This window comes from Stenotrophomonas sp. Steno-Z1, from assembly GCF_056393175.1.
The window spans coordinates 129,431-155,471 of sequence record NZ_JBWJPB010000003.1 but is presented as its reverse complement, the minus strand read 5'-3'; the positions used below and the strand labels follow the sequence as shown (position 1 = coordinate 155,471).

Sequence of the window (26,041 nt, the reverse complement as noted above, 5' to 3'; positions counted from 1 at the left end):
ATGCGTGGATGCTCTTCGTTCCGGCGTCATGAGCCTCCGGACGGGCTTCTTCGGCCTGGGTTGAACGCCAGGCGGTTCGGTAGCGCCGCGGTCGCCGGGCTTCGGCTGGCGTTGCCGCGCTGCGCGCGGTATCCACGCATGGCGTGGATCTACGGTGGAACGTCGCGGGTCATTGGCGGGGCCGTATTGACGCGGATCAATCGTAGATCCACGCCATGCGTGGATGCTCTCCGTTCCGGCGCCATGGACCCGGACGGTCTTCTTCGGCCGGGATTGAACGCCGGGCGGTTCGGTGGTGCCGCGGTCGCCGGGCGTCGGCTAGCATTGCCGCGCTGCGCGCGGTATCCACGCATGGCGTGGATCTACGGGATTTTTTACGTCGCGGGTCATTGGCGGGGCCGTATTGAAGAGGATCAATCGTAGATCCACGCCATGCGTGGATGCTCTCCGTTCCGACGCCATGAACCCGGACGGTCTTCTTCGGCCTGGGTTGAACGCCGGGCGGGTTGATTGCGCCGTGGTCACGCGGCTTCGGCGGGCGTTGCCGCGCTGCGCGCGGTATCCACGCATGGCGTGGATCTACGGGATTTTTTACGTCGCGGGTCATTGCTGGGGCGGTGTGCACACGGATCCGATCATGGATCCACGCCATGCGTGGATGCTCTCCGTTCCGGCGCCATGAACCCGGACGGTCTTCTTCGGCTTGGGGTGAACGTCGGACGGTGTGGTTGCGCCGTGGTCGCCCAGGCTTCGGCGGGCGTTGCCGCGCTGCGCGCGGTATCCACGCATGGCGTGGATCTACGGGGTTTTTTACGTCGCGGGTCATTGCTGGGTCGTGTCCGCGCGTGGCGTGGATCTCCGTGCCTACCGGCCGTTGCCTTGGCATTGCTACCATCTGCAGCGGTCGCTGGCCGCGCCATCGCCGGTCATCTTTCGCCTGCAGGCTTGCCGTACTTTCCCGGAGTCGTCCCACCCATGCGTCGTATCCCCCTCGTGTTCGCCCTCGCGCTGGCGCTGTCCGGCGCGGTCCACGCCCAGGCGGCTGCGCCTGCGTCGGCGCAGCCGCAGCCGCAGCCGCGTACCGCTCCCCCGGCGACCACCGCCGGCACGGCCAGCATCACCCTGGCCGCGCCGCCCGCCGACTGGCGCACCCTGGACGGTCAGCACGTGCGTATCGCCGCGCCGCTGACCCTGGCCGGCACCGATGGGCTGGACCGCTTCGGCGAACTCACCGTGGCCTTCGACGGCCGCCTCTGGCAGCCCAGCGAAGTGGCCGCCCCGCGCAGCGCCGGGCATTCGCAGATCGCCGCCGACAACGCACATCGCCGCCTGCTGCTCGATGACGGCAGCGACGCGCGCGACCCCGGCCCGGTGGCCTACCTGCCCGCCGGCGCCACCCTGCGCACCGGCATGGTCCTGCGCAATGTCGAGGGCATCGTGCGGGTGGATGCCAAGGGCACTCCGCGCCTGCAGGTGACCCGGCCCTTGGTGCTGCCCACGCTGGACCGCCCGGCCGTACCGGTCGTGCCCGGCAAGCTGCACGTGGCGGCCTTCAACCTGGAAAACTTCTTCAACGGCGACGGCCAGGGCGGCGGCTTCCCGACCCTGCGCGGCGCCCGCACCCTGGCCGAACACCAGGCGCAGATGGCCAAGCTGGTGACCACCATCAACGCCCTGGGCGCCGACGTGGCCGCGCTGATGGAACTGGAGAACGACGGCTACGGCCCGCAGTCGGCGATCGCCCAGCTGGTCGACGCGCTCAACACCGCCCGCGGGGCCGGCGCCGACTGGCGCTTCATCGATGCCGGCAAGGGCCCGGGCGAGAACCCGATCCGGGTGGGCATCCTCTACCGCGCCTCGCGGGTCACCCCGGTCGGCGCACCGGCCACCCTCGAGCAGGGCCCCTTCGGCCCGCACAGCCGCGTCCCCCTGGCCCAGGCCTTCCGCGCCGGCAAGGGCGCGCCGTTCGTGGTCGTGGCCAACCACTTCAAGTCCAAGGGATGTTCAGAGGCCACCGGCGCCGACGCCGACCAGAAGGACGACCAGGCCTGCTGGAACGCTACCCGCGTCGAATCGGCCAGGCTGCTGGACCAGTGGCTGCGCACCGACCCGACCGGCATCGGCAGCAGCGACGCGGTGCTGCTGGGCGACTTCAACGCCTATGCGATGGAAGACCCGATCCGCACCCTGCACGACGCCGGCTGGCGCGATGCCTTCGCCGTGGCCAAGGTCGAGCGCCCCTACAGCTATGTCTACAACGGCATGAGCGGCCGCCTCGACCACGCCCTGCTCAGCCCGGGCATGGCCGCGCGCCTGCGCGGTGCTGCCGAGTGGCACACCAATGCCGACGAAGCCGACGACCTGGGCTACCGCGACCGCAACGAACCGGGCCCGTGGCGCAGTTCTGACCACGACCCGCTGCTGCTGGGGTTCGACCGCTGACAGGCTGGCGAGCGGTGCGGCGTTGAATGGCCTGTGCGGTACGGCATGCCTGGCCGCGAGACCATCGTAGCGCCACGCCATGCGTGGCTGCTCTACCCCCGCCGCAATCGCAGTCCGCCGAAGGCAGGATCAGGCCGGCCAGTGCAGGAGCCGCCCTGATCCTGCCCTGCTGGAGAAGTAGGCGCGGCATCCCAACCGCTCAGCCCGCCGTCCCCCACGCAATCAACCCGATCGCCACCACCGCCAGCCCCAGGCCCACCCGGTTCCACACGCTGGTGCGCTCGCCGAAGGCGAACACGCCCACCAGCGCGCCGAGCACCACCACGCCGATGTTCATGCCGGCAAACACCACCGCCGGGCTCTCCGGCAGGTGTTGGTGCGCCCGCACGTAGAAGAGGATGTTGCCGAAGTTGAGCAGGCCCAGCAGCGCGCCGGCACCGAGGTTGCGCCAGTGCAGGCGCGCGGTGCCGCTGGCGTGCCGCCATAGCTGCACGCCCAGCATCAGTACGAATGCCAGCGCGAAGCTCGCCGTCAGCGCCGCCATCGACGGCGTGCCCGACAGCGCCACCTGCTTGAGCATGATGTCCACCGCCGCATAGCCCACCCACACGCCCAGCAGCCAGGGCCACGCGCGCTGACCATCAGGCGCCGCCGCCGCGCCGCGTGGGCGTACGGTGATGCCCACGATCGCCAGCAGGCCCAGCCCCAGCCCGGCCAGCTTCCAGCCGTTGGCGGTTTCGCCGAATACCAGGAACGCGGCCAGCAGCGAGAGCAGCAGTGACAGGCGCTGGGCCACGTCGCTGCGCACGATGCCGGCACGGGTCACCGCCCGCGCCATCACCAGGAAGATCGCCGGCAGTGTCACCGCCAGGCCCAGCAGGGCCAGCCATGGCGCATGCGGGGCGTGCAGCGAGGCCAGCGACGGGCGCAGCAGCACCAGGCTGAGCACGCTGGCCAGCAGGTAGTTCCAGGTCACCACCTGGGCCATGTCCAGGCGCTGGCGCGGTGCCAGCTTCAGCAGCACCGACACCAGCACACTGCAGCACACGCTGAAAACCAGATAGAGCATGACGGACCAGGCAAGCGCGGCGGTGCAGCCCGCAGGGAGCGGTATTATGACGCCATGCACAATCCTCCCTTTCCCCAAGAAAGCGCTGCGCTGACGCTGGACGGCCCGGTCGGGCCGCTGGACGTGGCGGTCGACCTGCCCACGGGCGACGCGCCGGTCCAGCCCATCGTCGCGGTGGTCTGCCACCCCCTGTCCACCGAGGGCGGCACCATGCACAACAAGGTGGTGACCATGGTCGCCACCAGCCTGCGCGCGCTGGGCATCACCACGGTGCGCTTCAACTTCCGCAGCGTGGGCACCTCGGCCGGCAGCTTCGACCACGGCAATGGCGAACAGCACGACCTGGCCGCCGTGGTGGCCTGGGTCCGTGCCCAGCGCCCGGGCCAGCAGCTGTGGCTGGCCGGTTTCAGCTTCGGTGCCTTCGTCTCGCTCAAGGCGGCCGCCGCCCTGCAGCCGGATGCGCAGATCTCGATCGCCCCGCCGGCCGGGCGCTGGGACTTCGACGGCATCCAGCCGCCGGCCCAGTGGCTGGTCGTCCAGGGCGAAGAAGACGAAATCGTCGACCCGCAGGCGGTCTACCACTGGCTCGACGGCCTGGACGCGCCGCACGCGCTGGTGCGCATGCCCGACACCAGCCATTTCTTCCACCGCAAGCTGATCGACCTGCGCGGCGCGCTCACCCACGGCGTCAAGCACTGGCTGCCCGGCGCGGACACCGGCACGGCATGAGCGATTCGGTGATGACCCCGTCGCAGCGCTACGCCGATGGCGTGGCCCGGGGCGAATGGCAGAACGACCCGGCCCAGCACGCCGCCCTGGCCGAGCTGGACCGGATCCACCTGGCGCTGGTCGACAGTGCCCAAGAGGGCTGGCTGGACCGCCTGTCGGCATTCTGGAAGAAGCCCGATCCGGTCAAGGGCCTGTATTTCTGGGGTGGGGTGGGGCGCGGCAAGACCTTCCTGGTCGACCTGTTCTTCGACGGCCTGCCGATCGAGCAGAAGTACCGCACCCATTTCCACCGGTTCATGCGCGGCATCCACGAGCGCCTGCGCGAGCACCAGGGCCAGAGCGACCCGCTGGCGAAGATCGCCCAGGAGTGGCGCAGCAAACTGCGCGTGCTGGTGCTGGACGAGTTCTTCGTCACCGACATCGGCGATGCCATGTTGCTGGCGCGCCTGCTCGAGCGGCTGTTCGCCGAGGGCGTCACCCTGGTGACCACCTCCAATACCGCCGTGGAGAACCTGTACCTCAACGGCCTGCAGCGCGACAGCTTCCTGCCGGCCATCGGCCTGCTGCAGACCTACTGCGTGGAGCTGTACGCCGAGGGCACCGAGGACTACCGGATGCGCGCGCTGACCCGCTCGCCGGTCTACCAGGCCCCACGCGATGCGGGCAGCGATGCCTGGCTGGGCACGCGCTGGGCCGAGTTGAGCGGTGGCCAGCCGGCCAAGGCGGGCAACATCGAGATCGAGGGCCGCAAGATTCCGGTGCGGGCGCGCGGCAAGAGCATCGCCTGGTTCGACTTCACGGCGCTGTGCGAGGGCCCGCGCGGCCCGTCGGACTACATCGAGATCGCGCACGAGTTCAACACCGTGCTGCTCGGCGACATCCCGCACTTCGACAGGCTCAACGAAGATGCCGCGCGCCGCTTCGTCAACCTGATCGACGAGCTCTACGACCGCCACGTCAACCTGGTCTGCACCGCCACCGATGCGCCGGTGACGCTGTACTCGGGCACCCGCCTGCAGGGGGCGTTCGAACGCACCGCCTCGCGCCTGATCGAGATGCAGAGCGCCGAGTACCTGGGCACGCCGCACCGGGCGTAGATCCACGCCCGGACAGGCCGTGCACTGTCGATGCGTGGATGCGTTCCTACGAAGGGGGCAGCACCAGCGCATCCGCGCGCGGCTGTTCGTGCGCGATCGGCGCCGCGGCGGCCTCGTCGCGGTCGATCACCATCATCGCCAGCGGCTTGCCCTGGTAGCGCACCTCCAACGATTGCTGGATCGCATCCAGCGCCAGCACCTGGGTGCACAGCGACTGGGCCTGCGCCTCCAGGGCCTGCCCTCGCGCGTCCATGCGGCGCTCCAGGTCGGCCTCCATCTTCTCGGCGCGGGCCTCTATCCGGTCCGAGCCGCCGGTCAGCATCGTCCACAGCACGCCGCGGGCGAGCGCGCCGGACAAGCGCTCGGCCGCGTCCTGCACATGCCGGTCGAAGCCCGCCTCAAACACCGCCTGCTCCCAGATCCCGCGTCCCAGGGTGCGAGCCACGTAGGCGTGTGCATCGCGCCGCAGTCGCTCCACCCGTCGCTGCGTGCCGCCGCTGCCGGTCATGATCTCCACCGTGGCGCCCAGCGTATCGAAGGCGATGTCCGTGGCCTCGCCGGCGACCCCGGCCACCGCGGGCACCAACTGGCGCGTGCCCCACTCGAGCTGGCGCAGGCGCTGGGCATCCGCGTCGCTGACGGGGATGGGCTGGCGGTCGATGTTCAGCTCGCCATCGTGGAAGAAGATCTCCGCCGGCACCTGGTCGCGGTTGCGCAGCCAGATCCCGCCGCTGTCCACCAGCACGTTGTACGGCGTGCTCACCCCGCACTGGCGGGAGGAGAGCTGCGGCGCCTTGCTCTCGCCCGCAGCGGCGGTGCTGGCCGCGGCGAGGCCCAACAGCAGACATCCGGTCAGGGGCAGGCGCATGGTCGCGTTCATTCAAAGGAGGCAACCGGAGCGTGGCACCCCGTGGGTCCCCCGGCGCGGGTCGGAAGTCACCCTGACCGGCGGCCATTCGTTAGGGCTGTGTGAGCGGCGTCGTTCTGTTTTCGAGCAGGACAATCCGGCCATTTGCCCTTGACTGCGCACTCGCTTTCGACGGGGCCGGACCGTTCGTCGGACACCTTTCCGGCCCGGTCCTTGCGCCCCAAGGGATTGGCCAATTTCACTACATTTGGCGTTGACGGCACCTGGTACCCCCACTATCTTGTGGCCGTCGGTACCAGCGACCACAAGTCGCCGGGCGTATCGCCTTCACGCCGATGGCCTGAAGACCTACTGACAACCGCACGAAAGTACAGCGTGCGGTGCCGGTCGCACCACTCCCGGGGGAGAGGACCTGTAACGCACGGAAACCGCCACGCAGGCCTGCCTGCGCAGTCGCGGCCCATGCGACACCACAGGGCCACTCTGGGAACCCCGTGCACCGGTCCGGCGCCTGCAAGCCAGGTGACGCTGTACGACCCCAAATCACGCCAAGAGGAAAACGCCGTGAGCACCGAAACCAGCGCAGCCACCGAGCAGGAAAGCGAGTTCCTTCTGACCTCGCCGCCCACGGCCAACGCCATGAGCGTCACCAAGCGCAACGGCACTACCGAACTGGTGGACCTGAACAAGATCGTGCGCGCGGTGCAGCGTTCGGCTGAAGGCCTGCACGCCGTCGATCCGATGCGCGTGGCCACCCGCACCATCTCCGGCCTGTACAACGGCGCCACCACCCAGGAGCTGGACGAGCTGTCCATCCGCACCGCCGCCCTGCTGATCGGTGAAGAACCCGAGTACGGCCGCCTGGCCGCGCGCCTGCTGGCCAACTTCATCGCCAAGGAAGTGTCCGGCCAGGAAATCTACGCCTTCTCGCAGTCGGTCGGCCGTGGCCATGAAGTAGGCCTGATCAACGACCGCCTGCTGAACTTCGTGCAGACCAACGCACGCAAGCTCAACGACGCGATCGACATCGGGCTGGACCTGAACTTCGATTACTTCGGCCTGCGTACCCTGTACGACCGCTACCTGCTGCGCCATCCGCACACCCGCAAGGTGATCGAGACCCCGCAGCAGTTCTTCCTGCGCATCGCCAGCGCGCTGAGCGAAGACGTGCCGGAAACCCTGGCCCTGTACAAGCGCATGGGCAGCCTGGACTACCTGCCGTCCAGCCCGACCCTGTTCAACTCCGGCACCACCCACGAGCAGCTGTCCTCGTGCTTCCTGCTGGACTCCCCGCAGGACTCGCTGGAGTCGATCTACGCCAAGTACGGCGATATCGCCCAGCTCTCCAAGTTCAGCGGCGGCATCGGCGTCAGCTACACCCGCGTGCGTTCGCGCGGCTCGCTGATCAAGTCGACCAACGGCCATTCCAACGGCATCGTGCCGTGGCTGAAGACCATGGATTCGTCCGTGGCCGCGGTCAACCAGGGGGGCAAGCGCAAGGGCGCGGCCTGCGTGTACCTGGAAACCTGGCACGCCGACATCGAGGACTTCCTCGAACTGCGTGACAACACCGGCGACGAGTCGCGCCGTGCGCACAACCTGAACCTGGCCAACTGGATCCCGGACCTGTTCATGCAGCGCGTCGAGTCGGACCAGGAATGGTCGCTGTTCGATCCGCGCGTGGTGCCCGAGTTCACCGACCTGTTCGGCGAAGCCTTCGAGCAGGCCTACCTGCAGGCCGAAGCCCAGGGCAAGGCCCAGCGCACCATCTCCGCGCGCAAGCTGTACTCGCGGATGATGCGCACGCTGGCCGAGACCGGCAACGGCTGGATGACCTTCAAGGACAAGTGCAACCGCGCCAGCAACCAGACCCTGCGTCCGGGCAACGTGATCCACCTGTCCAACCTGTGCACCGAAATCCTGGAAATCACCTCGGCCGAAGAGACCGCGGTGTGCAACCTGGGCTCGATCAACCTGGGCAACCATTTCGATGCCCACGGCGAGTTCGATTTCGACAAGCTGGCCGACACCGTGCGCCTGGCCGTGCGCCAGCTCGACCGCGTGATCGACCTGAACTTCTACCCGATCGAAACCGCGCGCCGTGGCAACCTGCGCTGGCGTCCGGTCGGCCTGGGCTGCATGGGCCTGCAGGACGTGTTCTTCCGCAAGCGCCTGGCCTTCGACAGTGCAGAAGCCCGCGCGCTGTCGAAGAAGATCGCCGAAGCGATCTACTTCCACGCGCTGGAAACCTCGGTCGAGCTGGCCCAGGAACGCGGCAAGCACCCGTCCTTCGCCGACACCCGCGCGGCCAGCGGCGAGCTGCAGTTCGACGCCTGGAACGTGGTGCCCGAAGACACCGCGCGTTGGGATGCCCTGCGTGAGCGCATCAAGGAACATGGCCTGCGCAACTCGCTGCTGATCGCCATCGCCCCGACCGCGACGATCGCCTCGATCGCCGGTTGCTACGAGTGCGTCGAGCCGCAGGTGTCCAACCTGTTCAAGCGCGAGACCCTGTCCGGCGACTTCCTGCAGGTCAACCGTTACCTGGTGAACGAGCTGAAGAAGCTCGGCCACTGGACGCCGGAAATGCGCGATGCGATCAAGCTGGCCGAAGGTTCCATCCAGGGCATCGCCCAGATCCCGGAAACCCTGCGCCAGGTCTACCGCACCGCCTGGGAACTGCCGATGCGCTCGCTGATCGACATGGCCGCCGACCGCGGCGCGTTCATCGACCAGTCCGCCTCGCTCAACCTGTTCATGGAAAGCCCGAACATCGGCGCGATGTCCTCCATGTACATGTACGCCTGGAAGCAGGGCATCAAGACCACCTACTACCTGCGTTCGCGCCCGGCGACCAAGATCGCCAAGACGACCGTCAGCAGCTACACCCCGGTGGAAGCCGTCGCCTGCTCGCTGGAAAACCCGGAAAGCTGCGAGGCGTGCCAGTAAGAAGGCGTGCCGGCCCAACCGGCCGGCATTCCAACGGGTAGGTACCTACCGCTGGTGGGTACAAGAGAATTGACACCGCCGGGCCATGCCCGGCCGCTTCACCCCAGACACCGCTGTCACCGCAGGGCGCTTGCAGGGCCCACGGTGCCGGAAGCCCGCCGCGCACCCGCGCGGGTCTTTCGACGCGTCCCCGATCGGGGCGCCGCCACTGAACCAAGGAATTCCCATGGCCGACAAGCCCACCCAGATGTTGCTCGATCCAGGTTTCGAACTGACGTTGCGCCCGATGCGCTACCCGCAGTTCTATGACATGTATCGCAACGCGATCAAGAACACCTGGACCGTGGAAGAGATCAACTTCCAGATCGACATCAGCGACCTGCACGGCAAGATGTCGCCGGGCGAGCGCCACCTGATCCACCGCCTGGTCGCGTTCTTCGCCACCGGCGATTCGATCGTGTCCAACAACCTGGTGCTGAACCTGTACCAGCACTTGAACGCGCCGGAAGCGCGCATGTACCTGTCGCGCCAGCTGTACGAAGAAGCGCTGCACGTGCAGTTCTACCTGACCCTGCTCGACAACTACCTGCCCGATCCGGACGAGCGCGCCAAGGCGTTCGACGCGGTGGAGAACATCGACTCGATCAAGAAGAAGGCCGACTTCTGCTTCAAGTGGATCGACTCGATCCAGAACCTCAAGCGCATCGAAACGCGCGACGAGCGCCGCCAGTTCCTGCTCAACCAGATCTGCTTCGCCGCGTGCATCGAAGGTCTGTTCTTCTTCGCCGCCTTCGCCTACGTGTACTACTTCCGTTCGCGTGGCCTGCTCAACGGGCTGGCCTCGGGCACCAACTGGGTGTTCCGCGACGAGAGCGCGCACATGGAGTTCGCCTTCGAGTGCGTGGACGTGATCCGCGAGGAAGAGCCGGACCTGTTCGACGATGCGATGAAGCAGCAGGTGTATGACATGCTGGCCGAGGCGATCGAATGCGAAGTGCAGTTCGCCGAGGACGTGCTGTCCGGCGGCGTGGCCGGCATTTCCACCCGCGACATGCGCCAGTACCTGCAGCACTGCGCCGACAACCATTTCCACCGCCTCGGCATGGAAAAGAAGTACAACGTGCGCAACCCGTTGAGCTTCATGGAACTGCAGGACGTGCAGGAGCTGACCAACTTCTTCGAGCGCCGCTCCTCGGCCTACCAGGTCGGCGTGAAGGGCGAAGTCTCGTTCGACATGTCGTTCTGAGTCCAGCGCCATACGCGTCAACGAAAACCCCGGCCCAGTGCCGGGGTTTTCCGTTTCAGAGCGGTGGTACCCGGACGCAAACCCCGGTGGCGCCGAGCCACGCTCGGCCGCTCTTCCCCCCCATTTGTGTGCCACCCGCCAACCTGCTCTCCCATCCGCGCGTACGCAAACTGTCCGGAGAAGGTTGGGCCCTCCCATTGCAGGACCGTCATGCGCCATGGATGGCGCATGCGGGCCGACAGGGAGGTACGTGCGGCGTGTCCTGCAATGGGGGCCCAACCTTCGCCACGCGACAGCAGACAAAACGACATCCACGCGACACATCCACCCCCTGCCGTATCATCCGCGCCGACTCCCCCCACATCGGCCACCGCCATGTCCCCGACCCCCGACACCGTCCCGCCCACTGAAATCAGCATGGCCGAGATCGTCTTCCCCAACCACACCAACCATCTCGGCACCCTGTTCGGTGGCCAGGCCCTGGCGTGGATGGACAAGGCCGCCTTCCTCGCCGCCGCCCGCTACTCGCGGCGCACCGTGGTCACCGCGCGCTCGGACCAGGTCGACTTCAAGCTGCCCATCCGCATCGGCCAGATGGTCGAGACCATCGGCCGCATCGTCGAGGTCGGCCGCAGCTCGATGAAGGTGGAAGTGGAACTGATCGCCGAAGACCTGCACACCGGCGAGCGCAAGCTCTGCACCCGTGGCCATTTCGTCATGATCGCCCTGGACCCCGAGGGCCACCCCATCGCCGTGCCGCCGCTGCCCGACGCCATCCCCGGCCCGTAAGCCGATTGGGTTCGCCGCCGCGCGCCCCCACCTCAGCCCCATGTCCAGCCCACTCGCCGACTTCATCGACCGTGCCCAGCGCCTGTTCGTCCTCACCGGCGCCGGCTGCAGCACCGATTCGGGCATCCCCGATTACCGCGATGCCGACGGCCAGTGGAAGCGCACCCCGCCGGTGACCTACCAGGCCTTCATGGGCGAGCTGGCCACGCGCCAGCGCTACTGGGCGCGCAGCCTGCTCGGCTGGCCGCGCGTCGGCCAGGCCAGGCCCAACGGCACCCACGCCGCCCTGGCCGCATTGGAAGCGCGCGGCCAGCTCGAGGTGCTGCTCACCCAGAACGTGGACCGCCTGCACCAGCGGGCCGGCAGCCGTGCGGTCATCGACCTGCACGGCCGCCTGGACCAGGTGCGCTGCATGGGCTGCGAGGCGCGCATCGCGCGCGAAGATGTCCAGCACCTGCTGCTGGCCTGCAACCCCGGCTGGGACCAGCTCGACGCGGCCCAGGCCCCGGACGGCGATGCCGACCTGGACGAGGTGGATTTCAGCCGCTTCCAGGTGCCGGCATGCCCGCAGTGTGGCGGCATCCTCAAGCCGGATGTCGTCTTCTTCGGCGAAAATGTCCCCCGCGACCGGGTCGCCACCGTCCAGGCCCATCTGGCGCAGGCCGATGCCGTGCTGGTGGTCGGATCCTCGCTGATGGTCTATTCCGGCTTCCGCTTCGTCCAGGCCGCCGCCAGTGCCGGGCTGCCGGTGGCCGCGCTCAACCTCGGCCGGACCCGCGCCGATGACCTGCTCAGCCTCAAGGTCGAGCAATCCTGCGCGTCGGCCCTGGCCTTCCTGCTGCCCAGCGCTGCCAACGCCTGAGGCGCGCGCAACGGGCCGGGCGTGTACCGCCGCGAAACTGTGATCCACCGGCACGGTTGCCTGATCGGCACGGCAGGAGTGCAATAGCGTCCGGTTTTCCGCATTCGCCAGAGTCCCCCACTTGAGCCAGCTTTTCTCCCCCGTGTCCTTTGGCCCGCTGTCGCTGGCCAACCGCATCGTCATCGCACCGATGTGCCAGTACTCCTCCACCGATGGCCTGGCCAACGACTGGCACCAGATCCACCTGGGCCAGCTGTCCCAGTCCGGCGCCGGCCTGCTGATCCTCGAAGCCACCGCCGTGCTGCCCGAAGGCCGCATCAGCTGGGCCGACCTGGGCCTGTGGGACGATGCCACCGAAGCCGCGCTCAAGCACGTGATCGAGGCGGTCAAGCGCTGGTCGCCGATGCCGATCGGCGTGCAGCTTGCCCATGCCGGCCGCAAGGCCTCCTCGGCCCGGCCGTGGGACGGCGGCGGTGCATTGCCCGCGACCGACCCGCGCGCCTGGACCACCCATGCGCCCTCGGCCATTCCCTTCAGCCCGACCGACCCGGCCCCGCAGGCGCTGGACCTGGCCGGCATCGATGCGGTGGTGGAGGCCTTCGTCGCCGCGGCCCAGCGCGCCGAGCGCATCGGCCTGGACCTGATCGAGCTGCACGCCGCGCACGGCTACCTGCTGCACCAGTTCCTGTCGCCGCTGAGCAACCAGCGCGACGACGAATACGGCGGCTCGCTGCAGAACCGCATGCGCCTGCTGGTGCGCGTGTTCGACGCGGTGCGCGAGGCGGTCTCCGATCGCATCGCCGTCGGCGTGCGCATCTCGGCCAGCGACTGGGTGGCCGGCGGCTGGGACATCGAGCAGACCACCACCCTGGCGCATGTGCTGGACGGCCGTGGCTGCCAGTTCCTGCATGTGTCCAGCGGCGGCAACGATCCGCGCCAGCAGATCCCGCTGTCGCCGGGTTACCAGGTGCCGTTCGCGCAGGCGATCAAGGCGCAGAAGCTGCGCATGCCGGTCATCGCGGTCGGCCTGATCACCGACCCGGCGCAGGCCGAATCGATCCTGCGCCACGGCCATGCCGATGCCATCGCACTGGCCCGCGGCATCCTCTACGACCCGCGCTGGCCGTGGCATGCCGCCGCCGCACTCGGCGATTCGCTGGAACCGGCGCCGCAATACCTGCGCTGCGAACCACGGGAGGCGCGCGGCGTGTTCATCGCCCCGCCACGCTGACCGGGCCTGCAGGCGATGGCCGCCCGCCATCGCCTGCACCGGCACACCTCAGCCCACGTCCACCCGCCACTCGGGCGGCAGCCCATCGACGATGTGCTGCATCAACGCGCGCACCTTCGGGGTGAGGTCGCGGCGGTCGCTCACGCACAGGTACAGCCGCATCGGCTCGGGCAACGCCTGTGCATCGCCGGCCTCGTTGCCGTCGAACAGTGCCTGCAACTCCCCGCGCGCCAGGTACGGTGCCGCGACGAAGGCCGCCAGCCGGGTGATGCCACCGCCGGCCAGGGCCATCGCGGCCAAGGCATCGATGTCGTCGCTGACCAGCGCCGGGCTCACCTCCGCGTCGAAGCGCAGCCCGTCGCGCACGAAGCCCCAGCGCAGGTGGCGGCCATCCTTGGGATGCCGGAACAACAGGCAACGATGCTCGCGCAGCGCTTCGGGCGTGCGCGGTACGCCGGTCCGCGCCAGGTAGGACGGCGCCGCGCAGAACACGAACGGCACCTGCGCGATCGGCCGCGCGACCAGCCCTTCTTCCAGCTGCGGTTCAATGCGGATGCTCACATCCACGTCCTCGCGTGCGTGGTCCACCGCACGGTCGGCCAGCAGCAGCTCGATCGCCAGGCGCGGGTAACGCGCCTTCAGCGAGGGCAGCAGCGGGGCCAGCTTGTGCCGGCCGAAGGAGGTGCTGCAGGCGATGCGCAGGCGGCCTTCGGGCGTGGCGTCCAGGTCGGTCACCGCGGCCTGCGCACGCTGCAGGTCGCGCTCGATGTAGCGCACCTGCGCCAGGTACAGCGCGCCGCGCTCGGTCAGCGCCAACTGGCGGGTGGTGCGGTTGAACAGGCGCACGCCCAGGTGGGCCTCGAGCCGGGCGATGTTCTGCCCCACCGCCGCCGCGCTGATGCCCAGGGTGCGGGCCGCCGCGGCCAGGCTGCCGGCGTCGGCGGTGCGGATAAAGCTGCGGATTGACTGGAGAATATTCATGGTGACCGCCATTCTCGCCTGTGATTGCAAAGTTTGTCTTTATAAAGAGCCAAGAGCGCTGCATCTACCGGCCACCCGGACCGGCTCCTATGGTGGTGCTCCCCGCCCATCCGCGCTGACCGCCTGCCTCCGCCGCGAGTGCACGCCGCGCCCGGAGGGGCCGCCTTTGCCGGAGATGGACCATGGACCCAGCGCTCGCCCCCCTCGATACCGACCCCCAGGAAACCCAGGAATGGCGTGAAGCGCTGCAGGCGGTCACCGACGTGGCCGGGCGCCCGCGCGCGCACTACCTGATCGACCAGCTCAGCGACCTCGACGTGGCCCGGCATGGCGACCTGCATGCGCGCGCCTGGACCGCCTACGTCAACAGCATCCCGGTCGAGCGCCAGCCGGCCTACCCGGGCGACCTGGCGATCGAGCGCCGGCTCAACGCGATGATCCGCTGGAACGCGATGGTGATGGTGCTGCGCGCCGGCAAGCACTCCAACGTGGGCGGCCACATCGCCACCTACCAGTCGGCCGCGGTGCTGTACGACGTCGGCTTCGATCACTTCTTCCGTGGCCGCACCGATACCTTCGACGGCGACATGATCTACATCCAAGGCCACTCCGCCCCGGGTATCTATGGCCGCGCGTTCGTCGAAGGCCGCATCACCCCCGAGCGCATGGACAACTTCCGCCGCGAGTCCGACCGCGATGGATTGTCTTCCTACCCGCACCCGCGGCTGATGCCGGACTTCTGGCAGTTCCCCACCGTGTCGATGGGCCTGGGCCCGCTCACCGCGGCCTACCAGGCGCGCTACATGCGCTACCTGGAATACCGCGGCCTGAAGGAGCACCAGGGTCGCAAGGTCTGGGCGTTCCTCGGCGATGGCGAAATGGACCAGCCCGAATCGCTGGCGGCCATCTCGGTGGCCGGGCGCGAGCGCCTGGACAACCTGGTCTTCGTGGTCAACTGCAACCTGCAGCGGCTGGACGGCCCGGTGCGCGGCAATGCCAAGGTCATCCAGGAACTGGAAGGCACCTTCCGCGCCGCTGGCTGGAACGTCATCAAGGTGATCTGGGGCGGCGGCTGGGACGCGCTGCTGGCCAAGGACCACAGCGGCCTGCTGCGCCAGCGCATGATGGAATGCGTGGACGGCGACTACCAGACCTTCAAGTCGCAGAGTGGCGCCTACGTGCGCGAGCATTTCTTCGGCAAGTATCCGCCGCTGCTGGACCTGGTCGCGGACAAGAGCGACGACGACATCTGGGCGTTGGCCCGTGGCGGTCACGATCCGCAGAAGGTGTATGCCGCCTACGCCCAGGCCGTGGCTGGCAACGGCCGCCCGAGCGTGATCCTGGCCAAGACCGTCAAGGGCTTCGGCATGGGCGAGGCCGGGGAAGGGCAGAACATCAACCACCAGCTCAAGAAGATGAGCCTGGACGCGGTGCGCGCCTTCCGCGACCGCTTCGACCTGCCGGTCAGCGACGACCAGCTCGAGGACATGCCGTACCTGCGCCCTGTGCCGGGCAGCGTGGAGGAACGCTACTTCGCCCAGCGCCGCCAGGCGCAGGGCGGCCAGCTGCCCGCGCGCCTGACCCACGTCGATCCGCTGCCGGTGCCGCCGCTGTCGGCCTTCGCCACCCAGCTGCAGGGCAGCGGTGAGCGCGGCCAGTCCACCACCATGGGCTTCGTGCGCATCCTCGGCACGCTGCTCAAGGACCCGGCGCTGGGCAAGCTGGTCATCCCGATCGTGCCCGATGAATCGCGCACCTTCGGCATGGAAGGCCTGTTCCGCCAGATCGGCATCCACTCCTACCTCGGCCAGCTCTACACGCCGCAGGACGCCGGCCAGCTGAGCTATTACAAGGAAGCCAAGGACGGCCAGATCCTGCAGGAAGGCATCAACGAATCCGGCGCGATCTGCTCGTGGATCGCCGCCGGCACCGCCTACAGCAACCACGGCCTGGCCACGATTCCGTTCTACATTTTCTACTCGATGTTCGGCCTGCAGCGCGTGGGCGACCTGGCCTGGGCCGCCGCCGATGCGCGCACGCGCGGCTTCCTGCTGGGGGCCACCTCCGGGCGCACCACGCTGATGGGCGAGGGCCTGCAGCACGACGACGGCCACAGCCACGTGCTGTCCTCGGTGATCCCCAGCTGCGTATCGTTTGACCCCACCTACAACTTCGAGCTGGCGGTGATCATCCAGGACGGGCTGCGCCGCATGTACGTGGACCAGGAAGACATCTACTACTACATCACCGTGCTCAACGAGAACTACCCGCACCCGGCGATGCCCGACGGTGCCGAGGAAGGCATCCTCAAGGGCATGTACCTGCTGCACCCGGCCGCCGCCGACAGCGACCCGGCACTGCGCGTGCAGCTGATGGGCAGCGGCGCGATCCTGCGCGAGGTGGAAGCCGCCGCCACGCTGCTGCAGCAGGACTTCGGCATCGCCAGCGATGTGTGGAGCGCCACCAGCCTGACCGAGCTGCGCCGCGATGGCCTGGCCATCGAGCGCTGGAACCTGCTGCACCCGCTGCAGCAGCCGCGCGTGCCCTACGTGCAGCAGTGCCTGGCCGCGCACGCCGGCCCGCTGGTGGTGGCCACCGACTACATGAAGATCGTCGCCGACCAGATCCGCCCGTTCGTCGACGGCCGCCGCTTCACCGCGCTGGGTACCGATGGGTTTGGCCGCTCGGATACGCGTGAGTCGCTGCGTACGTTCTTCGAGGTGGACCGGCACTTCATCGTGCTGGCCGCGTTGAAGGCACTGGCCGATGACGGGCGGATCGAGCGCGGCCAGTTGCAGGTGGCGATCGAGACGTACGGGATCGATGTGGAGAAGGTGGACCCGGCGGCGGTGTAGGCACGGATGCATTCGCGCCATTGATAGCGCGACTCCGGTCTCTGCCGCACGGCAGGAACGCTGGCATGCTGGATGCCTCGTATCCAGCTGACAGCAGGGAGGCCGTGATGAAGTGCGATCGACAGCCGGGCACGGCCGTCGTCCTGTTCCTCGCGGTGCTGCTGTGCTGCGGGCTGCTGCCGTCGGCGGCCGTCGCCCGCACCGAGCCGGTTCCGGGCAGCCTGCATGCCCGGCTGGTGGCACTGGATGCCGCCCCGGCACAGCCCGCGGCCGAGCGCCTGGCGGCAATGCGCAGGGCGTATGCGCAGGCCGCACCGGTGGCGATGCAGTCCGGTGATTGCGTGGCATTGCCGGATGCGCGGTTGCAGGACCTGTTCCAGTCCACCGCCCTGATCGCCTTCTACGCGCGTGAACCGGCCACCTTGCTGCGCCTGCAGTGCCTGTACGAGGCGCTGGTCGCGCGCGGTCTCGCCGTGGATGACCACCACCGCAGCATGCGCGGTTCGCTGATCGCGCTGCAGCGGTTCGATGAGGCCAATGCGCTGAACAGCCGCCTGCAGACGCCGCCCACCGCCTTGCCGACGATTGGCGGCAAGACGCTGGCGGGCCGGCCGTTGCTGCGGCTGGAGGACATCGGCCAGGTCCAGCGCACGGTGCTGGCCGAGGATGGCCTGCAGGTGGTGGCGATGGTGCACCCGCACTGCGGCTTCTCGCGGCGCGCGCTGCAGGCGATCACCTCGCAGCCTGACTACGCCTGGCTACGCGCGCGCCTACAACTGGTGGTGCCGATCAGCCAGGCCTGGCCCGGCCAGGAAATGCTGGACTGGAACCGCGCGCATCCGGACCTGCCCATGCAGCCGATGGTGAGCGATCCGTCGTGGCACGCGCTGGACACTGGCCAGTCACCGGTGTTCCACCTGCTCCGCGATGGCGAGGTGGTCGCGACCGTGGCCGGCTGGCCGCCAGAGGGCGCCGACCTGCGCGTCATCCGTGCGGCACTGGACGCGCAAACACGCTGAGTCCGCGTGCTTGGTTGCATCTGAGAGCATCGTCCGCGCCGCGGCGGTGCTCGCTTACACTCGAACGATGCGCCCCGATTCCATCCTCACCCTCTCATGCCCGGACCGTACCGGGATCGTCTATCGCGTCTCCGGCCTGCTGTTCGAGCTCGGCTGCAACATCCTCGATGCCCAGCAGTTCGGCGATGAGGAGAGCGGCCGTTTCTTCCTGCGCGTGCACTTCGATCGGGCTGCCAGCCAGGCGCTGGCAGATATCGAAGCGCGGATGGGGACGCTGGCGGCGGAGTTCCAGATGGACTGGCAATTGCACGACGCGCGCCGCCGTGCGCGTCTGCTGGTCCTGGTGAGCAAGCAGGGGCATTGCCTGAACGACCTGCTGTTCCGCGCGCACAGCCGCCAGCTGCAGGTCGAGATCGCCGCAGTGGCCTCCAACCATGACGACTTCGCGGCGCTGGCAGGTTCCTACAGCGTGCCGTTCCATCACCTGCCGGTCAACGCCGACAACCGTGACACGCAGGAGCAGCAGATCATCGACCTGGTCGAGCGCGAGCGCATCGACCTGGTGGTGCTGGCGCGCTACATGCAGATCCTGTCGCCGCGCCTGTGCAAGGCATTGGCGGGCAAGGCGATCAACATCCACCACAGCTTCCTGCCCAGCTTCAAGGGTGCGCAGCCGTACCACCAGGCGCACGCGCGCGGGGTCAAGATCATCGGCGCCACCGCGCATTACGTCACCGAAGACCTGGACGAAGGCCCGATCATCGAGCAGGACGTGGCGCGCGTGGACCACGCCATGACGCCGCGCGACCTGGTGCGGCTGGGTAGCGACACCGAATCGCAGGTGCTGGCGCGCGCGGTACGTCGGCATGTGGAGCACCGCATCCTGCGCAACGGCCATCGCACGGTGGTATTTCGCTGAAACGGGATGCGGCGCCGGTTGCCTGATGCTGCCTGCACCTTGATCCCGTAGGTACCGACCGTTGGTCGGTACGCTCTTCCGACCGCTGATCGGCACGCTCTTCCGACCGCCGATCGGTGCGCCGTTCCCACCGTTGGTCGCAACGCCGTTCCGCCCGCAGATCGGCACGCCGTTCCGACCCGTACCCGGAGGTCGCCGGTCAAACGACCGCGATCTTCGCCTTCGCCAGCGCCTCGCGCACCATGCCGTCGTTGGCCTCGGTCACCGGCCGGGTCAGGTCCCACAGGAACTTGACCCGGAACCCGGCTTTCACGGCGTCCTGTGCGCTCCACAGCACGCAGTAGTCGCGCGCCAGGCCGCACACATGCACCTCGCGGATGCCGCGTTCGTGCAGCCAGCCGGCCAGGCCGGTGGCCGGGCGGGTGCCGGCCGGGCCATGGTTCTCGCGGAACGCGCTGTAGGAGTCCACCTGCTGGCGGGTGCCCTTGCGCAGGATCAGGTCGGCCACGGTCCAGTCCACGCCCGCGTGCAACGCCGCGCCGGCGCTGCCCTGCACGCAGTGGTCGGGCCACAGCGTCTGCGGCTGCGCATGCAGCAGGATCGCTTCAAACGGGAGATGTCCCGGATGCTGGCTGGCAAAGGACGCGTGGTCGGCCGGGTGCCAGTCCTGGGTCGCCACGACCGTGCGGTAGCGGCGCTGGGCCAGCAGGGCGGCGATCGGCGCCACCAGCGCATCGCCCTGCTCGCAGGCCAGCGCGCCACCGGGCATGAAGTCCGGCTGCAGGTCGATCACCAGCAGGGCGACATCGGCGGGTAGGGCGGCGGTCATGGCAGGTCCAACACAACGGAAGCGGGGCAACCAGCGTGGCGGCCCCGCGTGCGAACGTCAATCGCCCGTGGGGGCTCCGTTGTCCTGTCCGTAATACAGCAGGCCGATCTTGATGCGCTCGCGGCCGGTCTCGCGGCGGTGCCGGTTGGCATCGCGCAGCGAATACACGCAACCGCAGTACTCCTGCTGGTAGAACTGCTCGCGCTTGCTGATCTCCACCATGCGCGCGGCACCACCGCCCTTGCGCCAGTTGTAGTCCCAGTACTGGATGCCCGGGTACTGCGCGGCGGCGCGATGGCCGCAGTCGTTGATCTGGTTCATGTCTTTCCAGCGCGAGATGCCCAGCGAACTGCTGATCACCGGAAAGCCATGTTCGTGTGCATACAGCGCGGTGCGCACGAAACGCATGTCGAAGCACATCGTGCAGCGGATGCCACGCTCGGGCTCGGCTTCCATGCCGCGGGCGCGGGCGAACCAGTTGTCTGTGTCGTAGTCGGCGTCCACGAACGGCACGCCGTGCTTCTCGGCGAAGCGGATGTTCTCCTGCTTGCGCAGCTCATACTCGCGCGCCGGATGGATGTTGGGGTTGTAGAAGAAGATGGTGTAGTCGATGCCGGAGGCGGTGATCGCCTCCATCACTTCGCCCGAGCACGGCGCGCAGCACGAATGCAGCAGCAGCCGGGTGTGGCCGTCGGGCAGGGCCAGGGTGGGGCGGTCGAGCGGGGTAACGGTGGGCGTGGTCATGCGGCTCTCGTCGACCGCACCGCCGGCAACGGCGGCGGTGCGGTCCTTGGGGTCATCTACAGACGGTGGATCAGGCGGCGTTGGCGTCGGCGTTTTCCGCGCGCAGTTCGCGGGCGGCGGCCACCAGCGCTTCCAGCGCGGCCCGGGTTTCCTTCCAGCCGCGGGTCTTCAGGCCGCAGTCGGGGTTGACCCAGATCTGCTCTGGCCGCAGGACCTCGGCGGCCTTGCGCAGCAGCGCCAGCATCTCTTCCTTGTCCGGCACGCGCGGGGAGTGGATGTCGTACACGCCCGGGCCGATCTCGTTGGGGTACTGGAAGCGCACGAACGCATCCAGCAGCTCCATCCGCGAGCGCGAGGTCTCGATGGAGATCACGTCCGCATCCATTGCCGCCACCGAGTGGATGATGTCGTTGAATTCGGAATAGCACATGTGGGTGTGGATCTGGGTGGCATCGCGCACGCCGCTGGCACTGATCCGGAACGCTTCCACCGCCCAGTCCAGGTACTCACGCCACTGTGCGCGGCGCAGCGGCAGGCCTTCGCGGATCGCCGGCTCGTCGATCTGGATCACGCCGATGCCGGCCGCCTCCAGGTCCAGTACCTCGTCACGCAGCGCCAGCGCGATCTGCCTGCAGGTGTCCGCGCGCGACTGGTCATCGCGCACGAACGACCACTGCAGCACCGTCACCGGGCCGGTCAGCATGCCTTTCATCGGGCGGTCGGTCAGCGACTGCGCGTACTGCGACCAGCGCACCGTCATCGGCCGTGGGCGGGTCACATCGCCGAAGATCACCGGCGGCTTCACGCAGCGCGAGCCGTAGCTCTGCACCCAGCCATTCCGGGTGAAGGCAAAGCCATCGAGTTGTTCGCCGAAGTATTCGACCATGTCGTTGCGCTCGAACTCGCCGTGCACCAGCACGTCCAGCCCGATCTGCTCCTGCACCCGCACGCAGTGTTCGGTCTGGGTGGCCAGGAAGGCATCGTAGTCGGCGTCGGAGAGTTTGCCGGACTTGTTGCGGGCACGTGCCTCGCGCACGTCCAGGGTCTGCGGGAACGAGCCGATCGTGGTGGTCGGGAAGCGTGGCAGCTTCAGTGCGCCGGCCTGGGCCAGGTGCCGCTGCGGGTAGGGGCTGTGGCGCTGCGCATCGGCAGCGGTCAGGCCGGCCAGGCGCGCGGCCACGGCGGGCTTGTGCACGCGCGGCGACTGCCGGCGCGATTCGATGCGCGCGCGCGACGCGGCCAGCCCGGCCTCGGCGTGCGGTCGGGCGTCCAGCGCATCGGCCAGCAGGCGCAGTTCCTGCAGCTTCTGGGTCGAGAACGCCAGCCAGCCGCGCAGCTCGTCATCCAGCCTGGTTTCCAGCGCCAGGTCCACCGGGCTGTGCAGCAGCGAACACGACGGTGCCAGCCACAGCCGGTCGCCGAGGTGGCCGTGCGCGTAACGGGCCAGTACCAGCGCGTTGTCGAGGTGGGTGCGCCAGATGTTGCGGCCGTTGACCAGGCCGGCCGACAGCACGCGGTCGGGCGGCAGCACGCTGAGCACGGCGTCCAACTGCTCCGGTGCGCGCACCAGGTCCACGTGCAGGCCGTCCACCGGCAAGGCGGCGGCCAGGCCGAGGTTGTCCTCCAGCGCGCCGAAGTAGGTGGCCAGCAGTACCTTGGGGCGTGGCACGCCGGACAGCACCGCATAGGCGTGTTCGAACGCGGCGCGCGCGCTGTCGTCCAGGTCCTGCACCAGCACCGGCTCGTCCAGCTGCACCCACTGCGCACCGGCGGCCTTCAGCCCGGCCAGCAATTCGGCATATACCGGCAGCAGCGCGTCCAGCAGGTCCAGCGCCGGGCTGCCGTCCACGGTCTTGGACAACAGCAGGAAGCTCACCGGGCCCAGCAGCACCGGTCGCGTCTCGATGCCCAGCGCCTTGGCTTCACGGTACTCGGCCAGCGGCTTGTCGCCGCGCAGGGCGAAGCCCTGGCCGGCCTGCAGTTCGGGCACCAGGTAGTGGTAGTTGGTATCGAACCACTTGGTCATTTCCAGCGCGTGCAGGTCGTAGCCGTCGCGCTGCACGCCGCGGGCCAGCGCGAAGTAGCCCGCCAACGGGTCGGCATCGGCCAGGGCGCGGTAGCGGGCCGGGATCGCGTCGACCAGGAAGGCGGTGTCGAGCACCTGGTCGTAGAAGCTGAAGTCGTTGCTCGGCGGCACATCGACGCCGGCCTCGCGCTGCAGGGTCCAGTGGCGTGCACGCAGGCCACGGGCGGTGTCCTGCAGCGACGCGGCGCTGCTTTCGCCGGCCCAGAACGCTTCCAGCGCGCGCTTGAGTTCGCGCTTGGCGCCGATGCGGGGAAACCCCAGGTTGGTAACAGTGGTCATGGAACGTGTCCTCATTGCAGTAGCGGCATTGAGGAACGAAGGAACCGCGTGCCGGCCACGCCATGGCTGCCGTGTCCGTCCCGCCAGCGACCTTCGCCCCCGCGGGCGAACCGGATGTCGTGGAGCGGACGCACGGGGGCAGCGCCACGCGGGCGGCATGGCGGCAGGCCCCGGCAACCTCCCCGCGGACGTTCCAGGTCGAATCGGGGGACGGTCGTGTCCCCCGGCCGGGGCCGGTATTCGGGCTGATGGACACGGGCGCGGGCGCCCACCTAGTACCTGCGGCTTCCCAGGCGGTGAGGCCCAGTGCTGTTGGCAGGATTCGTTTCCATTCACCGCTGCGGGGCAGCTCCGGAATGGGCGCGCGAGGCGCCTTCACCGGATTCCCGTTTAAACCCATCCCTTCATCTGCATGAAGAGATAGATACCTTCGGCCCGCACAAGGTAGGCCGAAGGCGGGCGGTGGTCAAGGGGGTTACGGCCGATGAATGACGCCGCTTACAAGCGCGCCGCGTCCGCCCGGCTGCGGATGTCGGCAAAGGTGTCGTCCTGCAGCAGCCGCCCGTTCTCCCAGACGGTCAGCATGGCGTCCTCGTAGCCCAGCGGCAGCGCGACCGCGGCCAGCGACTCGGCCTCGGCCGGGATCGGCACCGTGCGGAACTGGCCGTACTCGCGATGCCGCAGCAGGCGCATGCGACCGCGCTTGCTCTGCTTGCCACTGTCGGTAACCGGGTCCTTGTAGACGTCGATCCAGTTTCCGTCCACCCGGGCGGCCGAACATTTCAGCGCGAACTTCTGGGTGTCGCGGTCCAGCCGCTGCAGCAGCGCGCCGCCCATGCCGAAGGCGACGTTGTCGGCGGCGTAGCCAGCCGCGGTGATGCAGGCCAGGATGTCGCCGATGCTGGTCGGGTTGACGCCGTCGCCCTGGATCACGCGCACGTGGTTGAGCACCTTGTAGCCCTTGCCGTTGACCGCGTGGCCGAAGGCGTCGTCCAGCAGTTGCAGGCACTGCAGCACCACCGTCACCGGGTCGCCCGAGTCCGGGCGGATCACCACGGTGGCACCCGAGTCGATCACCTGCTGGCGCAGCGTGGTGCCCCAGTGCTGGGTGATCGCGTGGTAGATGTCATAGCTGTCCGACACCACCGCCACCACTGCACCGGGCGTGGCAAAGCGCGCAAGCATGTTGCGGTAGGCCTCCACCTCGTTGTCGCGGCCCCAGCTGGTGATCGTGCTGTGCTCGGCGGCCGGGATCGAATGGCCGGCCACCGGCTCATGGTAGAAGGCGCGGGCGAACAGCAGCGCCGAGACGGTATCGGTACCAAGGAAATTGACCAGGTGCGCGGCGCCGCCGATGGCGGCCGACTCCAGGCTCGACACGCCACGGCTGCCGAAGTCATGCAGCTTGAACGGCAACTGGCCTTCCGGGTCGTCGCTGGTGCGCTCCAGGAAGCGGCGGATGGTCTGCTTGGCGTGCCAGCTGGTGGTCGCTACCGTCACCGGGTACCAGATCCGCAGCAGCAGCGTTTCGAGGTACGACGGTACCCAGAATGCCTGCGGGTCGGTCGATTCGATCGTCATCAGCGCGTTGTGCACGGGCACCACGGTGCCTTCGGGCACGGCGCGGATGCGTACCGGCAGCAGGCCGCCATGCGCATCGACGATGTACCGCCAGCCGGCCTCGTTGAAGGGCTCGCCATGGGCGGCGAAGAGATCGCGCGCCGCATCGATGTCGGCATGGGTGATCGGCTTGGCCAGGTAATCCTTCAGCATGGCCTGCAGGCCGAAGAACAGCGTGCGGTCGTAGAGGCCGCCGCGCGATTCCACGTAGAAGAACGTGGCATCGGTACCCGGTGGATACTGCAGCCAGTGGCTGGCCTTGTAGCTGTCGGTATTGAGGAGAAGATTATCGAGGTACTGCATGACGGGAAGCTCCTTCGCGTCGGGTGACGCCGGCGGTCTATCCGCCGGCGGAACAGGCAGGGATCAGCCCCGGCCCAGGAAAAACTCCAGGATGTGGAGATGGTCTTCGAACAGCTTGGGCCCCATGTCCAGCGCCTCGCTGACCGGGATCCAGCGCGCCTTGTCGGCATCGTCGCCGCCGCGTACCGCCGGCAGTTCGCCAGCCGGGAAATCGAAATGGAAGGCGTGAGTGATGGTGCGGCCGCGCTGGCTGCGTTCGGGGTGGTCGAACACATGCTGGCCCTTGAGCGACCCCTTGAGTACCGGCGCCGGTATCTTCAGCCGGGTCTCCTCGCGCAGTTCGCGCAGGCAGCTGTCCAGCAGGCCCTGCTGCTGGCCGACAAACCCGCCCGGCAGCGCCCACAGCCCCTTGCCGGGCTCGGCACGGCGACGCACCAGCAGCACGTGGCCCGAATGCACCACCACGGCATCGGTGGTGACGAAGGTGGGCGCGTATGGCGCGTCCTTCCAGGCCGCTTTGTACTGCTCGATGAACTGGTACTCGGCCACCAGCTGGGCATAGGCCGGCCCGCTCTTGCGGAACGCTTCGAGCATGGCGTACACCGGTGCGGGCACGTTGCCGCGCAGCATCAGCAGCGCGCCATGGAAATCCACGCTGCCGGCCTCGAACAGGTAACGGCGCAGCTCGGTGGCCGACAAGGTTTCGGTGTGCTGTACATCGACCAGCGGCCACTGCGGGAACTCGCGCAGGTAATAGCTGGAATCATCCTTGTCCATCCCGACCAGGCCGATCCTGGCATCGCCCCCGTGACCATCGGCGCGGACAGCGTCGGCCACCGTGCGTTGCACACCGGCGATCCACTGGGCTTCGTTGTACAGATGGTCCTTGAGCGGACGGATCAGCAGACGCTCGCCGGCACCTTCCAGCGCGGCCTGGATCATCACGGCACGTTCGGCCACGGTCCAGGGATTACGGAGGCTGCGGGGGGTGTCGGCAGAGCCGACCAGAAAGATCAGCTTCTTGGCCCGGCTCAGTGCGAGGCGGGCAACGGCGGCATGGCCGTTATGGAAGGGCTCGAAACGCCCGATGAAAACCAGATAGTCGTATTCCATGAGAATCCCCC

At 68.4% G+C, this 26,041-nt stretch carries 19 protein-coding genes and 1 riboswitch; of the genes, 11 read left to right on the top strand and 8 right to left on the bottom strand.

What is annotated here, in order from left to right:
• The first annotated feature begins 975 nt into the window (after positions 1-975).
• Positions 976-2,442: an ExeM/NucH family extracellular endonuclease gene (locus AC06FD_RS11430; RefSeq protein ID WP_478077855.1), complete on the top strand. Its 1,467-nt coding sequence runs from the start codon at positions 976-978 to the stop codon at positions 2,440-2,442.
• Between the two features lie 199 nt (positions 2,443-2,641).
• On the opposite strand, the gene AC06FD_RS11425 is transcribed toward AC06FD_RS11430, so the two are convergent.
• Positions 2,642-3,511, bottom strand: coding sequence for an EamA family transporter (locus AC06FD_RS11425; RefSeq protein WP_478048535.1), 870 nt, complete (start codon positions 3,509-3,511; stop codon positions 2,642-2,644).
• A gap of 54 nt (positions 3,512-3,565) precedes the next feature.
• Between AC06FD_RS11425 and AC06FD_RS11420 the strand changes: the two genes are divergently transcribed.
• A complete protein-coding gene (locus AC06FD_RS11420; protein ID WP_478077854.1) occupies positions 3,566-4,240 on the top strand; it encodes an alpha/beta hydrolase in 675 nt (224 codons plus the stop codon).
• A complete protein-coding gene (gene zapE, locus AC06FD_RS11415) occupies positions 4,237-5,337 on the top strand; it encodes a cell division protein ZapE (protein WP_478077853.1) in 1,101 nt (366 codons plus the stop codon). The genes AC06FD_RS11420 and zapE overlap by 4 nt, the downstream gene beginning before the upstream one ends.
• 46 nt (positions 5,338-5,383) lie before the next feature.
• On the opposite strand, the gene AC06FD_RS11410 is transcribed toward zapE, so the two are convergent.
• Positions 5,384-6,205, bottom strand: coding sequence for a DUF2884 family protein (locus AC06FD_RS11410; RefSeq protein WP_478077852.1), 822 nt, complete (start codon positions 6,203-6,205; stop codon positions 5,384-5,386).
• A 564-nt stretch (positions 6,206-6,769) separates the two neighbouring features.
• Between AC06FD_RS11410 and AC06FD_RS11405 the strand changes: the two genes are divergently transcribed.
• The 5 genes from AC06FD_RS11405 (at position 6,770) to AC06FD_RS11385 (ending at position 13,282) form a co-directional block, all read left to right on the top strand.
• Positions 6,770-9,154: a ribonucleoside-diphosphate reductase subunit alpha gene (locus AC06FD_RS11405; RefSeq protein ID WP_259206779.1), complete on the top strand. Its 2,385-nt coding sequence runs from the start codon at positions 6,770-6,772 to the stop codon at positions 9,152-9,154.
• A 226-nt stretch (positions 9,155-9,380) separates the two neighbouring features.
• Positions 9,381-10,400, top strand: a complete 1,020-nt coding sequence (locus AC06FD_RS11400) for a ribonucleotide-diphosphate reductase subunit beta (RefSeq protein ID WP_088434780.1) — start codon at positions 9,381-9,383, stop codon at positions 10,398-10,400.
• 375 nt (positions 10,401-10,775) lie between these two features.
• Positions 10,776-11,189, top strand: coding sequence for an acyl-CoA thioesterase (locus AC06FD_RS11395; protein WP_259206778.1), 414 nt, complete (start codon positions 10,776-10,778; stop codon positions 11,187-11,189).
• A 40-nt stretch (positions 11,190-11,229) separates the two neighbouring features.
• Complete coding sequence (locus AC06FD_RS11390; protein ID WP_478077851.1) at positions 11,230-12,051, top strand: NAD-dependent protein deacetylase; 822 nt, start codon at positions 11,230-11,232, stop codon at positions 12,049-12,051.
• A 121-nt stretch (positions 12,052-12,172) separates the two neighbouring features.
• On the top strand, positions 12,173-13,282 hold the full coding sequence (locus AC06FD_RS11385) for an NADH:flavin oxidoreductase/NADH oxidase (protein WP_259206772.1): 1,110 nt from the start codon (positions 12,173-12,175) through the stop codon (positions 13,280-13,282).
• Positions 13,283-13,330: 48 nt separating this feature from the next.
• Here the strand turns inward: AC06FD_RS11385 and AC06FD_RS11380 are convergent, their stop codons facing one another.
• Positions 13,331-14,263: a LysR family transcriptional regulator gene (locus AC06FD_RS11380; RefSeq protein WP_259206770.1), complete on the bottom strand. Its 933-nt coding sequence runs from the start codon at positions 14,261-14,263 to the stop codon at positions 13,331-13,333.
• A 182-nt stretch (positions 14,264-14,445) separates the two neighbouring features.
• Here AC06FD_RS11380 and aceE point away from each other — a divergent pair, with 182 nt between their 5' ends.
• The 3 genes from aceE to purU all read left to right on the top strand — a co-directional run bounded on the left by aceE (position 14,446) and on the right by purU (position 19,056).
• Positions 14,446-17,118, top strand: coding sequence for a pyruvate dehydrogenase (acetyl-transferring), homodimeric type (gene aceE / locus AC06FD_RS11375; protein ID WP_478077850.1), 2,673 nt, complete (start codon positions 14,446-14,448; stop codon positions 17,116-17,118).
• Between the two features lie 107 nt (positions 17,119-17,225).
• On the top strand, positions 17,226-18,137 hold the full coding sequence (locus tag AC06FD_RS11370) for a hypothetical protein (RefSeq protein ID WP_478077849.1): 912 nt from the start codon (positions 17,226-17,228) through the stop codon (positions 18,135-18,137).
• Between the two features lie 67 nt (positions 18,138-18,204).
• Positions 18,205-19,056, top strand: a complete 852-nt coding sequence (purU, locus tag AC06FD_RS11365) for a formyltetrahydrofolate deformylase (RefSeq protein WP_478077848.1) — start codon at positions 18,205-18,207, stop codon at positions 19,054-19,056.
• A 199-nt stretch (positions 19,057-19,255) separates the two neighbouring features.
• Here purU and pncA read toward each other — a convergent pair whose 3' ends face one another.
• From pncA to AC06FD_RS11340, 5 genes are all read right to left on the bottom strand, one after another.
• The gene (gene pncA, locus AC06FD_RS11360; protein ID WP_259206765.1) at positions 19,256-19,885 is read right to left on the bottom strand and encodes a bifunctional nicotinamidase/pyrazinamidase; all 630 of its coding nucleotides are present in this window, start codon (positions 19,883-19,885) and stop codon (positions 19,256-19,258) included.
• 57 nt (positions 19,886-19,942) lie between these two features.
• On the bottom strand, positions 19,943-20,629 hold the full coding sequence (locus AC06FD_RS11355) for an epoxyqueuosine reductase QueH (RefSeq protein ID WP_259206764.1): 687 nt from the start codon (positions 20,627-20,629) through the stop codon (positions 19,943-19,945).
• A gap of 70 nt (positions 20,630-20,699) precedes the next feature.
• Positions 20,700-22,994 (bottom strand): 5-methyltetrahydropteroyltriglutamate--homocysteine S-methyltransferase, encoded by a 2,295-nt coding sequence (gene metE / locus AC06FD_RS11350; protein ID WP_478077847.1) that lies wholly within the window; start codon positions 22,992-22,994, stop codon positions 20,700-20,702.
• Positions 22,995-23,208: 214 nt separating this feature from the next.
• Positions 23,209-23,442: riboswitch (cobalamin riboswitch) on the bottom strand.
• Positions 23,443-23,492: 50 nt separating this feature from the next.
• Entirely contained in the window at positions 23,493-24,917 is a 1,425-nt protein-coding gene (locus AC06FD_RS11345) for a nicotinate phosphoribosyltransferase (RefSeq protein ID WP_478077846.1), read from the bottom strand.
• 63 nt (positions 24,918-24,980) lie between these two features.
• Positions 24,981-26,036, bottom strand: a complete 1,056-nt coding sequence (locus tag AC06FD_RS11340) for a bifunctional nicotinamide-nucleotide adenylyltransferase/Nudix hydroxylase (protein ID WP_478077969.1) — start codon at positions 26,034-26,036, stop codon at positions 24,981-24,983.
• Positions 26,037-26,041 lie beyond the last annotated feature (5 nt).

Excerpts from the sequence above, each read along its gene's own strand:
- AC06FD_RS11420 (WP_478077854.1), top strand. The coding sequence starts at position 3,566 with ATGCACAATCCTCCCTTTCCCCAAGAAAGCGCTGCGCTGACGCTGGAC.
- AC06FD_RS11345 (WP_478077846.1), bottom strand. The coding sequence starts at position 24,917 with ATGCAGTACCTCGATAATCTTCTCCTCAATACCGACAGCTACAAGGCC.
- AC06FD_RS11370 (WP_478077849.1), top strand. The coding sequence starts at position 17,226 with ATGAAGTGCGATCGACAGCCGGGCACGGCCGTCGTCCTGTTCCTCGCG.
- AC06FD_RS11430 (WP_478077855.1), top strand. The coding sequence starts at position 976 with ATGCGTCGTATCCCCCTCGTGTTCGCCCTCGCGCTGGCGCTGTCCGGC.
- AC06FD_RS11425 (WP_478048535.1), bottom strand. The coding sequence starts at position 3,511 with ATGCTCTATCTGGTTTTCAGCGTGTGCTGCAGTGTGCTGGTGTCGGTG.
- zapE (WP_478077853.1), top strand. The coding sequence starts at position 4,237 with ATGAGCGATTCGGTGATGACCCCGTCGCAGCGCTACGCCGATGGCGTG.
- metE (WP_478077847.1), bottom strand. The coding sequence starts at position 22,994 with ATGACCACTGTTACCAACCTGGGGTTTCCCCGCATCGGCGCCAAGCGC.
- AC06FD_RS11395 (WP_259206778.1), top strand. The coding sequence starts at position 10,776 with ATGTCCCCGACCCCCGACACCGTCCCGCCCACTGAAATCAGCATGGCC.
- AC06FD_RS11410 (WP_478077852.1), bottom strand. The coding sequence starts at position 6,205 with ATGCGCCTGCCCCTGACCGGATGTCTGCTGTTGGGCCTCGCCGCGGCC.
- AC06FD_RS11380 (WP_259206770.1), bottom strand. The coding sequence starts at position 14,263 with ATGAATATTCTCCAGTCAATCCGCAGCTTTATCCGCACCGCCGACGCC.
- AC06FD_RS11355 (WP_259206764.1), bottom strand. The coding sequence starts at position 20,629 with ATGACCACGCCCACCGTTACCCCGCTCGACCGCCCCACCCTGGCCCTG.
- pncA (WP_259206765.1), bottom strand. The coding sequence starts at position 19,885 with ATGACCGCCGCCCTACCCGCCGATGTCGCCCTGCTGGTGATCGACCTG.
- purU (WP_478077848.1), top strand. The coding sequence starts at position 18,205 with ATGCGCCCCGATTCCATCCTCACCCTCTCATGCCCGGACCGTACCGGG.
- AC06FD_RS11400 (WP_088434780.1), top strand. The coding sequence starts at position 9,381 with ATGGCCGACAAGCCCACCCAGATGTTGCTCGATCCAGGTTTCGAACTG.
- AC06FD_RS11390 (WP_478077851.1), top strand. The coding sequence starts at position 11,230 with ATGTCCAGCCCACTCGCCGACTTCATCGACCGTGCCCAGCGCCTGTTC.
- aceE (WP_478077850.1), top strand. The coding sequence starts at position 14,446 with ATGGACCCAGCGCTCGCCCCCCTCGATACCGACCCCCAGGAAACCCAG.